At 29.3% G+C, this 14,677-nt stretch carries 12 protein-coding genes; 3 read left to right on the forward strand and 9 right to left on the reverse strand.

Going from position 1 to position 14,677, the window contains the following annotated elements; translation table 11 throughout:
* Positions 1-114: 114 nt before the first annotated feature.
* From lanM to CLVI_RS16185, 8 genes are all read right to left on the reverse strand, one after another.
* Entirely contained in the window at positions 115-1,698 is a 1,584-nt protein-coding gene (gene lanM / locus CLVI_RS16150) for a type 2 lanthipeptide synthetase LanM (protein WP_106061138.1), read from the reverse strand.
* A gap of 349 nt (positions 1,699-2,047) precedes the next feature.
* Positions 2,048-2,830 (reverse strand): LytR/AlgR family response regulator transcription factor, encoded by a 783-nt coding sequence (locus tag CLVI_RS16155; RefSeq protein ID WP_106061140.1) that lies wholly within the window; start codon positions 2,828-2,830, stop codon positions 2,048-2,050.
* 255 nt (positions 2,831-3,085) lie between these two features.
* Positions 3,086-4,216 carry a hypothetical protein gene (locus CLVI_RS16160; protein WP_106061142.1) on the reverse strand — a complete coding sequence of 377 codons (1,131 nt, stop codon included), beginning with the start codon at positions 4,214-4,216 and terminating at the stop codon, positions 3,086-3,088.
* A gap of 267 nt (positions 4,217-4,483) precedes the next feature.
* Complete coding sequence (locus CLVI_RS16165) at positions 4,484-4,927, reverse strand: GNAT family N-acetyltransferase (RefSeq protein ID WP_106061144.1); 444 nt, start codon at positions 4,925-4,927, stop codon at positions 4,484-4,486.
* A gap of 22 nt (positions 4,928-4,949) precedes the next feature.
* Positions 4,950-5,909, reverse strand: a complete 960-nt coding sequence (locus CLVI_RS16170) for an alpha/beta hydrolase (RefSeq protein WP_106061156.1) — start codon at positions 5,907-5,909, stop codon at positions 4,950-4,952.
* Between the two features lie 34 nt (positions 5,910-5,943).
* Entirely contained in the window at positions 5,944-7,188 is a 1,245-nt protein-coding gene (locus tag CLVI_RS16175; RefSeq protein WP_106061158.1) for a glutamate-5-semialdehyde dehydrogenase, read from the reverse strand.
* Between the two features lie 13 nt (positions 7,189-7,201).
* Positions 7,202-8,011, reverse strand: a complete 810-nt coding sequence (proB, locus tag CLVI_RS16180; RefSeq protein ID WP_106061146.1) for a glutamate 5-kinase — start codon at positions 8,009-8,011, stop codon at positions 7,202-7,204.
* A gap of 48 nt (positions 8,012-8,059) precedes the next feature.
* Entirely contained in the window at positions 8,060-9,139 is a 1,080-nt protein-coding gene (locus tag CLVI_RS16185) for an AI-2E family transporter (protein ID WP_106061148.1), read from the reverse strand.
* Between the two features lie 217 nt (positions 9,140-9,356).
* On the opposite strand from CLVI_RS16185, the gene CLVI_RS16190 reads away from it, so the two are divergent.
* From CLVI_RS16190 to CLVI_RS16200, 3 genes are read left to right on the forward strand one after another with little or no spacing between them, the layout of a single operon-like run.
* A complete protein-coding gene (locus CLVI_RS16190; RefSeq protein ID WP_106061150.1) occupies positions 9,357-10,526 on the forward strand; it encodes a galactokinase in 1,170 nt (389 codons plus the stop codon).
* Between the two features lie 14 nt (positions 10,527-10,540).
* Positions 10,541-12,034, forward strand: a complete 1,494-nt coding sequence (gene galT / locus CLVI_RS16195) for a UDP-glucose--hexose-1-phosphate uridylyltransferase (protein WP_106061152.1) — start codon at positions 10,541-10,543, stop codon at positions 12,032-12,034.
* 14 nt (positions 12,035-12,048) lie between these two features.
* On the forward strand, positions 12,049-13,068 hold the full coding sequence (locus CLVI_RS16200) for a LacI family DNA-binding transcriptional regulator (RefSeq protein WP_106061154.1): 1,020 nt from the start codon (positions 12,049-12,051) through the stop codon (positions 13,066-13,068).
* Positions 13,069-13,129: 61 nt separating this feature from the next.
* Here the strand turns inward: CLVI_RS16200 and CLVI_RS16205 are convergent, their stop codons facing one another.
* The gene (locus CLVI_RS16205) at positions 13,130-14,542 is read right to left on the reverse strand and encodes a glycoside hydrolase family 1 protein (RefSeq protein ID WP_106061160.1); all 1,413 of its coding nucleotides are present in this window, start codon (positions 14,540-14,542) and stop codon (positions 13,130-13,132) included.
* Positions 14,543-14,677: the final 135 nt, after the last annotated feature.

Consider the following 14,677-nt stretch of genomic DNA (forward strand, 5'->3'; position numbering starts at 1 on the left):
AATGATCCAGATTTATTTAAATCACTATTTCCATGGAGTAATCTTCCTGCTGAATGCTATTTAAATAAAAAGGATTGAAAATAAGCGGTTAATGACTGTCAACGTGACGAGTTATTAACCGCTTACTATATATCTATGAATTTCATCTCTCATAAAATCCGGATGATAGCTTGTATTCATAAGCTGACCATATATATAAGTAGGTCTTAATATAAACCTGTTTTTCATACCCTTAAATATATAGTTAACAAGCTCTACTACTTCATTCTTATTTTCATATAAAATACTATATATATCTGCAAAACCTTGCTTTATTTCATCTATATAATATTCTGATTTTCTTATTTCGCCATTAACTTTGGGATTATTATTTTGAGATTCAATAAAACCTTCTACTTTTTCAATCTTTATTTCATCAGTATTACTATTAACCAACTTAAAAGCTTTAAAAGGAGCAGCTTGATTTTCTTCTCCACCAAAGGCACTAACATCTACATAAGTTGAAGAGTCATTATTATAGGGATTTGATATTTTTTGGGGTAAGAACCCAATAGAATATACGGAAGATTCTATAATTTTTTGAGCTACTTCAATAGATTTAAAGAACCTTTTATCCATAAGTGTTACATCAGAATGGAATAATGCTTCTAAATCAATAACTACAGGTTGATTTCCCATGGCTATAATATTTTCATGATGTATATCTTTTGCATTTAAAGCAAAAAGAGCACCTAAAAGTTTACCTGTTCTATAATAAAATTGCTTTACTTCTTCTTCATTATTACAATCTTTACGTTCTATAAATTCACAAAATCCATAATTTTCACCGCTTATAACTTTGACCTTATAAAGATTACTATTTACATCATTATGCTTTTCATTTAAATAATCTATAAATTTATTAAACCCGTTGTCAAGTTCTAAGGATCTTGGCTTAAATATAACCTTATCTCTGTTGGTGAAATTTATTATAGATACTGTTCTACCTCTTTTATGGCTATCCCCTAATGATGATACTATAGTCTTAACTTTTATATCTTCATTAGAATTTAATATATAACTTTTTATTTCACTCATATGTTCTTTTGTATGTGTTAAAACTTCTAATATAAATTCAAAATCCCACTTACATCTATTAACTAGTATTTTATACATATATGAATACTCTTTATACACTGACTTTAAATAATCACTATCATTTAAAATAGTATCTGTATAATAATTAAACCGCTCTTCTTTTGTACTTCCTTTAAGACTACCGTTTAATCTAGCAATATTAATTTCTAGAACTAAAATTCTTTGAGAAAATTCCAATAATTTTATACATTCATTCTTTATAAAACATGATATAAAAGTCTTTGGATTCTCAATAATATCTAAGCATTTAATTTTTTCATAACAATCAGCTATAAAGAAATTTAATATTGGTTTGAAAAAATTGTAAAAAGAAACTTCTTTTTTTATATCATAACTTATGTCTTCTAAAACAATTGAAGACTCCTTTTTAAACAACCCATCTACACCTATTTCAATTTTATTTTCATAGTCTTCTATAAAACTTTCTATATTATCTTTTTTGATATGAGACACTTCTTCTAATATTTTGTCTAACTCATCCATAGAACTTAACTCAGGGAAAAGTGTAAACCAATAATTTTTTATATCTAAATAAGTTATATCCCTACTTTGTTTTTCCATATATGATCCTCCTTTTAATACCTTACTTTAGATAAATATACCATTTAATAATAATGAATTTGTAAATTTGTAAATTTTAGTGTGTTATATATATAAAAAGAAAAAATCAACCCTTGATTTCTGCGATAATTATGTTAGAACTATCAATTATTACTATAATGAGTGTTATTAATAAATTTTAATATACAATACCGATAAATAGAATTAATAAAGGAGTTTGATATTATGGAAACATCAGTTTTAGTTGCTGTAATAGTAGCAATATTTATTTGTATATATGCAGGGAAAAGTAAAAAGAGTAAGTAAAAAAAATATATATAACAAATTTACTTATACTAAAAAAGACAGCTTATATTAATAAGCTGTCTTTTTTATATGTTAAACTAGCAACATAATTACTTTCCATGATTTTTATTAACCCCTTTATCGCTCTTGTAGATACTAAACAATCTTCACCATTTATCATATGCACTACCCTTTCATTCTTATCAATTTCTTTTATATTATCCTTATTTACTAAATAAGATCTATGACATCTATAAAATCTACTATCTAAATTTTCTTCAATATCTTTCATTTTACTATAAAACTCTATTATTCTATTTTCACCATGAAGTATTACCTTATGTATGGTTTGAGAAGTTTCAAAAAACAATATATTACTAAATTCAATACTTATAATTTTATCATCTACCTTTATAGTAAAATTCTTTTGAAGTTCAGTAGTTTTTGATAAAAACTTCTTATTTGCATTTAATATACATTTATGAATTCTACTTTGTATATTAGAATAATTATCTTTTATAATATAATCCATAGCTTCTACCTTGTACATAAAAGTTAAATAACTCATTTCAGCATGGGTAGTTACAAAAACTATAAATCCTCGAGGATCATATTCTCTTATCTTTTCCGCCAAATTAATTCCATTCATTTGCCTTTGTAAATCTACATCAAGAAAATATAATCCACTAACTTCATTGTTATCTAAATAGTCAAGTATCTGTTTTGGTCTATCCGTTGATAAACCTATCTCCATATCTAAATTTTCAATAATAATAATATCTCTAATCATCTTCTCAAACTTCTCTTTTTTTGTATTATTATCTTCACAAATGAATACTTTAAGCACGATGAAATCCCCCTTTTTATAAACCCTGTTATATGAGTATTATACCAACATAAAAGCAATTAAAATTACTTTATATAAATACTCATAAAACTTATATAATTTATGAAACAAATATTATAAGTTTTATAATAACTGCACTATTATATATATAAAACGCTAACATTCTTTAAAATTCTAATTATAAAAAACAATGAGTTGTTACAAAATGTTTTAATTCATTTGTAACAACTCATTTATTAATCTCTATTTTCTATATTAAATTAAAACTGATTCCAATATCACAGAATGTAATACATCTAAACTCTTATTTTGAATGAACTCTAAAATTATTTTATCTGTATTAGAACTATATCTAATTTTTTCTCTTAAAGCCATTGAAGAAAATGTTTTTGTATTCTTTTGGATGACCTTATCTAATTCTATATAATTTAATTCTATAGAATCATTTAATAGATATAATAACTTTAACATTTCATAATATTCCTCATTATATACTAGTTTTTCATCATCATTTAAATTGTTTATATACGTTAATAAGGGATTTACTGAATGTTTAGTTGCTTGCAAATAATATTTATTTGATGTTACCTCCCCAATATATTCAAAAAATATTGCTATATAAATATTTCTATATTTAATAGCTTCTAAGCTTTCATCAATATACCCTATCCACATTAACTCTAAACCATTTTCACCAAACCCAATTATAGCATTTTTAATAAATAAATCTAAAAGTTCACTACTCGCACTAATAAACTCATCATAGTTATCTTTGCAGGATATTACTTTTTCTAATAGCTCATTTTTAATAAGATTTTTGCTATATCTTAATTCAATAAATTGAAGTTGTACATTTAGCTCATGGGGATTTAAAAGCTTTATATCTTTAATTAAATTTAAGTAACTATTTTTCAACTCACACTTTTGCAAAAAATTTATTAAATTTATCTTTTCATTTATCATTGTTTTATAAGTTAACTCAAATCCTCTTTTTAGTTCATGTAAATTTTCTCTACTAATACTCTCTACTTCTATAGGTAAAACTTCTTTATTATATGTTGATTTATATATCATATCCACAATAATATTTTCAGATGTTGGGCTTTTTATATAATTTTCATCTATCTTGTTTACTGGTGAATTTATAATATAAAATGTTTCTTTATCATACTTTATATTTTCCCTCCGCAAATTATTAACATTTGTGATGAAAAAAAACATAAGTAATTGCCCTGCTTTAAAAAACATATTATTATCAACTTTAGATACAATCTCTTTAGTATTACTAACTGATACTTTTAGATTTAGCTTACAGTTATTGTTAATGAAATCTCTTAATAAGAATAACGTGTCAAGTAACAAGTTATTACTAATCTGCCTTTTCATTTAATCATCTCCTTAACTATAAGAAAAATAAGATATTAATGATTTTTATTTTTCTTATAGTTAATCATACAATGGATTCACATATCATTTTAAATTTTATAATAATTGATTGTTTTTCCATAAGAAAAGCTCTATTTAAACTCTTATTATTGTACTAATAAGATATTTTAAATAGGGCTCTTTTATATAAGCCATTTATAAGCTATGAGAACTATAGAAATATGCTTATTGAGTTTAGCATATCTAAATGATCCTTTTTTTATACTATTAATCTAATATCATCTTTATATGTGGAATATCAACCTCATTATAAATATCAGATGCATCTCTAAATCCTACAGCTTCATAAAGACCTCTTGCATAAACCTGCGCAGATATAACAATTTTATCCTCTTTCAATTCCCTCTTAAGAAACTCAATAGACCTTTTCATAAGTTCAGTGGCTATACCGCGTCTTCTATATTCATCTAAAACCAATACTCTTCCTATCGCCGCTTCTTCATAGGTAATCCCCTTTGGAATTACTCTTGCATAGGCAACTACTTTATCTCCATCTTGAAGGAATAGATGATATACTTTTTTATCTATATCGTCAAAATCATTTTCTTCATATATTCTTTGACCACATGTAAATACTTGAAATCTTGCTTTGCAAATTTCATATAATTCATTAACCGTAAGTTCATTAAAACTCTTAACCTTCCATTCCATAAAATTTCTTACCTACCTTCCTCTAGCTTAAGTGCTTATTAATAAAGTTTTCAATGCTTGTCCAGTATAATTCAGGGTTAGTAGTGGATGCTTCTGCATGTGTAGCCCCTTCAATTGTTACTTTTTCTTTCTCACAATTAGCTGCATTATAAACTTCATCCAGCATATAGTAGGGAACAAACTCATCCTTATCCCCATGTATAAATAACATTGGGACCTTTGCTTTTGCCACCTGATCAATAGCTGAAGCATCTCCTAACCAATAGCCAGCTCTAACCCTTGTTACTAAGCTTGCCATATTTAAAATTGGAAATTTAGGATATCCAAAAAGAGATTCTAATTGATAAGAAAATTCATCCCAAGCTGATGTGTAACCACAATCTTCTACTATTGCTTTAACATTATTAGGAAGTTCCTCTCCTGAGGTCATCATAACAGCTCCAGCCCCCATAGAAACCCCATGTAACACAATCTTAGCATTACTATCCTTTTCAATTATATAATTAATCCAGCTAAGAATATCCTCCTTGTCATCCCAGCCCATTCCAATATAATCTCCTTCACTTTTACCATGTCCTCTTAAATCAGGAATTAAAACATTATATCCCATTCCATAAAATTCCTTTGCATAGTCAGACATGTCTTTTCCTTGTATCATATATCCATGAACTGTAACTACCCAAACTTTAGTTTCTACTGTATTATTTATTTCATATCCATGAAGTTTTAATCCATCCGCTGATATTCTATAGGAATCCTTATAATTTAAACTATCCATAATCCAAGCTACTCTTGTCTTGTCTTTTTCTTCCTTTGTACTAGCTTCTACAGTTTCATTTTCAGGTCCAAATACCATTTCCTTTGATGCATTAGGATTTACTGCTAGGTTATAGAAGTAATTCCCTGCAAATACTAGTCCACCTATTATAGCGGTACCCAATAAACTTGATATAATAATTATATTTTTTTTCTTCTTTCCCATTTTAAAACCCTCTCTACCTTGATCTTTTATATAATTATCTGATCTGTCCACTACCATAAATAATGTATTTATTAGTTGTAAGTTCATTTAATCCCATAGGTCCTCTAGCATGTAACTTTTGAGTACTTATTCCAATTTCTGCACCAAATCCAAATTCACATCCATCAGTAAATCTTGTTGATGCATTAACATAAACAGCCGCTGCATCTACTCTTTGTAAAAATCTTTGAGAATTATCATAATCCTTAGTTATAATAGCTTCTGAATGACCTGTCCCATACTTATTTATATGTGCAATAGCCTCATCTATATTAAATACTATCTTTATACTAATTATATAATCAAGATATTCCTTGCCCCAGTCTTCCTCTGTTGCTTTCTTAATATCATCAACTATCTTCATTACCTTTTCGTCTCCTCTGACCTCAACATTTTTTTCTCTTAGAGCTTTGATAATTATAGGTAGGAATTCCTCTGCCACACTTTCATGAACAATAAGTTTTTCCTCTGAATTACATACTGAAGGTCTGGTTGTCTTTGCATTTATTACAATATTTTTTGCCATTTCTAAATCCGTATTACTATCTACATATACATGACAGTTTCCAGTGCCAGTTTCTATTATAGGAACTGTGGCATTTTTTACTACTGCTTGAATTAAGCCTGCTCCGCCTCTTGGGATAAGAACATCTATATAATCATTAAGTTTCATCATTTCAGTAGCTACTTCTCTGCTTGTATCTTCAACTAATTGAATACAATATTCAGGAAGACCTGCCTCTTTTATTCCTTCAGCTAAAGCACTAGCAATAGCCATATTAGAATTAATAGCTTCACTACCACCTCTTAAAATGACAGCATTTCCTGCCTTTAAACAAAGACCGGCTGCATCACAGGTAACATTTGGTCTAGATTCATATATTATTCCAATAACCCCTAAAGGGACTCTTTGCTTTCCTATTTGAAGTCCATTAGGTCTTCTCCACATTGAAGTCACTTCTCCAACTGGATCAGCTAGTCCTACCAATTGTCTTAATCCATCAGCCATACCTTCTATTCTACTCTCATCTAATGAAAGTCTATCAAGCATAGCCTTTGAAGTTCCTTTGTCCATAGCTATCTGTAAATCCTTCTTATTCTCTTTTAATATTTTCTCGCTATAGGTTGCTAACTTCTCAGCCATTTTATTTAATGCGTTATCTTTTTCAGTTGTTGTGGCATTCATAAGTATATATGATGATTCTTTTGCTCTTTTCCCCATTTCAATTAATTTACTCATTTTTTCTTCCCCCTTATTCATTTCCTTTAAAAAATGTACCAATATCTTTTCCATCTATAATATCAAGCAATATGCTTGGTTCATCTCCATTTGCAAGAACCATATCTATACCAAACTCTGCCGCTATTTTAGCTGCCTCAAGCTTAGTTATCATTCCTCCAGTGCCAAGATTTGTTCCGGCTCCTCCAGCACATTCTTCAAGTTCTTCTGTTACAGTATCTACTACCTTTAAAAGCTCTGCATCCTCATGATTCCTAGGATCACAATCATAAAAACCATCTATATCTGATAGTATTATTAATAAGTCTGCATTACATAAACCAGCTACAATAGCTGATAGTTTATCATTATCTCCAAAATTCACTATGTTTTCTATTTCATCAATGGCAACAGTATCATTTTCGTTAACAATTGGAATAATTGTATGCTCTAGTAGAGTTTCAAAGGTATTACAAACATTTTCTCTTATATGTTCATCCTCTACCACATCCCTAGTTAATAATACTTGCCCTACAATGTGGCTGTATTCTCCAAAAAACTTACTATATATGTGCATAAGCTCACATTGTCCAACTGCTGCTACTGCCTGCTTTTGTCTTATACTTTGTGGCTTCTTTTTTAACTTTAACTTACTAATGCCTACACCGATTGCTCCTGATGAAACTAGCACTACTTCTTTGCCTGAATTCATAATATCTGATAGAACTCTAGTTAATTTTTCAATTCTAGTCAAATTTATATTTCCATTTTCATAGATTAAGGTCGATGTTCCTACCTTAACTACTATTCTTTTAGCATTCTTTAAATTCTTGCGAAAGCCCATTTCGACAACCCCTTAATTAATTGTTTATTCTCTATAGTACTAATATTACTATACCTTATTTGTCTTATCAACATCCCATGGAAATGAAAGGATTTTCTTTTCCCTAAGCTTTTTTAAAATAACCTTAATAAGAGAATAAACTGGCACAATGCAAAAAGCAGCAATAGGACCTCCTAAGGCAGCTGCCCCTACCACTAAAAATATATCAGTTATTGGATGTATCTTCATAATCTTTCCCATAATTAGAGGTACTACAACTCTCCCTTTTAGAGTTTGGGCTACTAGAAATAATATTGCAAGCTTAATTAGCATTGAACTTCCTAGTGTTGTAGCTATAATAAAAGGAATAATCATAGAAATTAAGAATCCTATAAAAGGAATAAACGCTAGTATAAAAGTTGTAAAAGAAAATAGTAAAGCACTTGGCATTCCAATAAGCTTATAACCTATAAAAATCATAATAGCTAGTGATAGGGCCACCGTTGCCTGACCAATTATATAAGTGGATAATACCGTATCTCCACCATCTAATATTTCACCAGTTACTTCGGTGTACTTTTCAGGAGAATATTTTAATACTAATTGTTTAAACTCTCCTCCATCTTTAAGTAGAAAGAATGTAACTAGAATAACTAGTAATATATTTGAAAACACCATCATTCCTTTATTAAACATTTCTCTTAGATTTGAGAAGAATAAACTTATGTATCCCATAAATTGCTTTGATATATTTTCTATAAACCCTGTTATGCTATTATTCTTTAAATACTCTTTTCCAATATTTACAATGTTTTCTTCTTCTACATTTTTTGTGATTAATTCTTTTAAATAATAAATCTGCTCACTTAAATATCTTCCAAAGTGCATAATTATAAAGCCAAATATAATTAGTGCAATCATAATAGTAATAGTTGATGCTATGGAATTCTTAATCCCTTTTTTAGTAAAAAGTCTATTTAATGGCCTCAATATGTAAAATAGAAATACTCCAAAAATTATAGGACTAACTATGACCCAAAGAAAAACCTCTGTAAAGTCATAAATAATTTGAAATTTTCCTAATAAATATAAAAAAACAAGCGTTAAATTTCCTATAAGTAAATTGGTAATTATCTTTTTCTTTCTCATAATAAACTCTCCTTATTCTTTGATAAGGTTAGTTTATCCAATTATTAAATGTTAATTCCTTTCAAATAATTTCCTAATTAGCCTCTAATTCTAGTAATCAATTTCTAATACTACCCTCACCTATATTCGCCATAATCTGTGAAACTAAATTTATTTTATCTTTGTTATTTACTTTTTTATAGTAATCGCTTACTATAAAGTAAAGGGGTGATTTAAAATGACTATTATTAACAACTTAAAAGATAATTTTTTTACTACTTTCAAGACTAATTCTGAAAACGTGTTTTTTTCTCCAGGTAGAGTTAATTTAATTGGAGAACATACAGACTACAATGGAGGTAATGTGTTTCCTTGTGCTCTGTCCTTTGGAACATATGCTGTTGTCTCCAAACGAGAGGATAGAGAGATATCAGTGCACTCTTTAAATTTTGAACAATTAGGAACAATAGACTTTAACTTAGATAATCTGTCCTACGAAAAGAAACACGATTGGGCCAACTATCCTAAAGGTGTTATTAAAACATTTGAGGATCATGGCTTTAATATCCCTACTGGTTTTAATATATTATTTTACGGTAATATTCCAAACGGGGCCGGTCTATCTTCATCTGCTTCCATTGAAGTGTTAACTGCTGTTATTTTAAATGACTTATTTAACCTAAATATAGATATGATAAGTATGGTTAAAATGTGCCAAGAGGCTGAAAATAAGTTTATTGGTGTTAACTGTGGAATTATGGATCAGTTCTCTATAGGTATGGGAAAAGAGAATTGTGCAATGCTACTTGATTGTAATACACTTGAATATCGCTACAGTGAACTAAATATGACTGGACACAAGCTAATAGTAGCAAATACTAATAAGAAACGTGGATTAGCTGATTCTAAGTACAATGAAAGACGTAATGAATGTGAAACAGCTTTGGCTGAGCTCCAAAAGGTTAAAAATATTGCTTGTTTATGTGAACTAACAGAAGAGGAATTTGAAAATATAAAGGACTCTGTTTCAAATCCTATAATGGCAAAGAGAGCAAAGCATGCTATCTATGAAAACCAGAGGACCCTTAAAGCAGTAAAGGCACTAGAAGATAATAATCTAGAACTTTTTGGTCAGCTTATGAATAAATCTCACATCTCTTTAAGGGATGACTATGAAGTTACCGGAATAGAATTAGATACCTTAGTATCACTAGCTTGGAATATAGAAGGTGTACTTGGCTCTCGTATGACAGGCGCAGGCTTTGGTGGATGCACTGTTACTCTTATAAAGGAAGAATTTGTGGATTTATTCATTGAAGAATTAACTAAAAAATATACTGAAAAAATTGGTTATGAACCAAGCTTTTATGTTGTAAATATTTCGGATGGTGCTAGAAAACTTATTTAAAAAGAGGTGTTATTATGATCAATCATGAAATAAACAGACTTATAAATTTTGCATTGCAAAAAAATCTTATTCTTAAAGAGGACATTATTTATTGTACAAATACATTAATGGACCTTTTAAATGTTACTGAATTCAAAGAAACTAACGTAGAAGAGGCCTTTGATACGCCTACTTCTATTTTAGAAAATATATTAGATTACGCTGTAGAAAATAATATGATAGAGAATACTGTTACTGAAAGGGATTTGTTTGACACTAAAATTATGAACTGTTTAATGCCTAGGCCTTCTGAAGTCATCCATAAATTTAATGAATTATATAAGACTTCGCCTAAATTAGCCACTGACTACTACTTTAATCTAAGTATAGCCTCAAACTATATTAGAAAAAGTAGAACAGATAAAAATCTAGCCTGGAAAGCTTCAACAGAATATGGAGAACTAGATATAACTATTAACCTTTCAAAACCTGAAAAAGATCCAAGGGATATAGCAAAAGCTAAATTAATTAAATCTACTTCTTATCCTAAATGCTTATTATGTAAAGAAAATGAAGGATTTGCGGGTTCTATGAATCATCCTGCTAGGCAGACTCATAGAATTATTCCAATGAGTTTTAACAACCAAAATTGGTTTTTACAATACTCTCCTTATACCTACTATAATGAGCATTGTATAGTTTTAAATGAAGAGCATATTCCAATGAAAATTTGTAAGGATACCTTTGAAAATTTACTTGGATTTATTGATATAATTCCACATTATTTTGCTGGATCTAATGCTGATTTACCTATAGTTGGAGGTTCAATTCTCTCACATGATCATTATCAAGGGGGAAACTATACCTTTGCTATGGAAACTGCACCAATAGAAAAATCCTATGCTATAACTGGATATAGTGATATTTCTATAGGAAGGATAAAATGGCCTATGGCAGCATTAAGACTCTCAAGTAAAAACAAAGCTAGTTTAATCTCTTTATCAGATCATATATTAACTAAATGGAGAAATTATTCTGATTCATCTGTTAGCATATTAAGCACCACTAAGGGTGAACCCCATAATACAATAACCCCTATTGCTAGAAAAAGAAGTGGTTACTATGAAATTGATTTAGTCCTAAGAAACAATAGGACCACTGATGAACATCCCCTTGGAATATTCCACCCTCATTCTAATGTACATCATATAAAAAAAGAGAATATAGGTTTAATTGAAGTTATGGGACTAGCAGTTTTACCTGCAAGGTTGAAGGATGAATTAAATATAATTAAACATTATTTTCTTTCAAAGACTGAGGATATATCCAAGGATGAAATTGTAACAAAACATTCTCAATGGTATAATTACCTTACTAAAAAACATTCAAATATATCAGAAGAAAATGTAGATTTAATATTAAAGGAAGAGGTAGGTCTTAAATTTCTAGAGGTATTATCTCATGCAGGTGTCTTTAAAAGAACTGAAGATGGAGCTGCTGCTTTTGATAGATTTATTAATATATTGTAAGGGGATTAAAAATTATGAAGGTCACTATAGTTGAAGTAGCTGAAAAAGCAAAAGTATCTGTTGCAACGGTTTCTAGAGTAACTAATGGAAACTACCCCGTTAAAAAAGAAACTAGAGAAAGAGTATTAAAGGTAATTGATGAACTTAATTATATCCCTAATATGCAAGCTCGTGAGCTTACCCAAAAGAGATCTACTACTGTAGGAGTCGTAGTTCCTAGCATTAATAATATGTTTTTCCCAGAAGTATTTACGGGTATTGAAGCAAAGCTTAAGGATCATAATTACTCCTTAATTCTTACTTGCTCTAATAATGATAATATTGAAGAGAAAAAATGTGTAAATAACCTTTTATCTAGAAATGTATCTGGAATTATAGTTGTTGATCCAAATACAGATAACATTAAGAAAAAGTTTTATAATGACATCTCCAAAAGGATTCCTATTGTATTTGTAAATGGTTATACAAATATCAATAATATTTCTTCAGTCTCTAATGATGAAGCTCTAGGTGCTAATTTAGCTCTAGAGCATCTTTTACATAATAATCATAAAACCATACTCTTCCTTAGGGGAGAGGACAGTTACTCCTATGATATTAAAGAAACTTCATATATTGAATGCATGCAGAGACTTAATATCTTTGTAGCCGAAAATATTATAAATATAGGCAGAGGAAACAATAGTGATACGGTTGATACTACCACTGAAATAATGCTTAAAGTTCTTAAAAATAGCCAAGCAACTGCTGTATTTGCCTGTAATGATCTTATGGCTGTAGGAACACTTAATGCTTGCAAAAAATTAAACATAAACGTTCCTAAGGATTTATCTATAATTGGATATGATAATATAGAGCTAAGTAGATTTGTAGAACCAAAATTAACCACCATGGATCAGAATATGTTTAGATTAGGTGTTAATGCTGGACTTTTACTTTTAGATAAAATAGATTGTGATAATAAATATAGTAAGAGAATACTACTGGACAATCTTTTAGTTGAAAGAGAAACTGTAGCTACTATAGATTTTTAATTAATATAATTTCCTAAAGAATGAAAAAGAGGGAACCTTCGCAGGTTCCCTTAAAAATTTCTTATATTTCTTCTCCATTAGTCTTTATAACATTCTTATACCAGAAGAAGCTTTTCTTTTTAATTCTGCTTAAATCCTTAAGATCAAATTCATCTCTGTTTACATATATAAATCCGTATCTCTTTTTAAAGCCTTGATGTGTACTTATTAAATCAATCGCTGACCATGGGCAATATCCTAATAATTCTACCCCATCGGTTATTGCTAATCTTGCTTGTTCTATATGTTTTCTTAAATAATCTATTCTATAATCATCAATAATAGTTCCATCTTCTTCAACCTTATCATAAGCACCTAGTCCATTTTCAGTGACTATTAATGGTAAATTATATCTTTCATATATCTCTCTTAATGTAGTCCTAAATCCTACTGGGTCAATTTCCCAACCAAATTCAGTCTTTTGAAGATTTTCATTTTGTGCACCCTTGAAAACTCCAAGTTCTCCAGTTGATATTTGTTGATCTCCACCTGATGTCTTTGCACCTTTATCCTCTATTCTGCTCTCTTGTGCAGTAGCTGTACAATAATAATTAAATGCTATGAAATCTGGATTTCCACCCTTAAGTATTTCCATATCTCCCTCTTCTATCGTTGGTTCAATATTCTCTTCAACCATGTAACTCCAAGCTATAGCATTATATCTACCATAGGCTGCCATATCTAAGTATAACCAGTTTCTAATTGCTGAGAAGTTTTGCGCTGCTAATACATCCTCTGGCTTTGAAGTTGCAGGATAAATAGAACTAATATTTGGAGCTGGTCCTATCTTACCCTTAGGACACATTTTATGACATAACTTCATTGTTTGAGCTTGCGCTAACATCATATGGTGATTTTGTTGATATAATTCTTTTTGGATATTTTTAGCACCAGGATTAACTGTACCAATTGCTGCCCCATGAAGTATCATCATATTTTGCTCATTGATAGTTAACCAATACTTTACCTTATCTCCGAAGTTCTCAAATAATACCTTAGCAAAATTTACAAATGCATCAACGGTTTCTCTATTTGACCAGCCACCTTTTTGTTGAAGTGCATCTGGCAAATCAAAATGATACATAGTAATTAATGGTTCTATATTATGTGCTAATAGCTCATCAATTAAATCATTGTAGAATTTGATTCCTTTAGGATTTACTTCTCCTACTCCATTAGGAAATATTCTTACCCAAGATATTGAAAATCTATAGGTCTTAAAGCCCATTTCCGCAAATAAGGCTACATCTTCTTTATAATGGTGATAGTGATCACTAGAAACATTAAAATCTGGTGTGTCCTTTATCACTTCTTTTGTATCTTGAACTGATAGCCCTTTTCCATCCTCATTATATGCTCCCTCTACTTGGTATGCTGATGTTGAAGCACCCCATAAAAAGTCTTTAGGAAAATTCTTTAAATTCTTATGAAACATTTTTCTACCGTTAGAGTATAATTTTAGTAGGCAAAGGTAGCAAAAAAATAAAGGAGATGTAAAAACATCTCCCCAATACATAAATTATCCATTATAATTTTATTGCTAAGATAAAAAGAATGGAGTTGGATTTAT

Origin of the sequence: Clostridium vincentii (assembly GCF_002995745.1) — a bacterium.
GTDB lineage: Bacteria > Bacillota > Clostridia > Clostridiales > Clostridiaceae > Clostridium > Clostridium vincentii.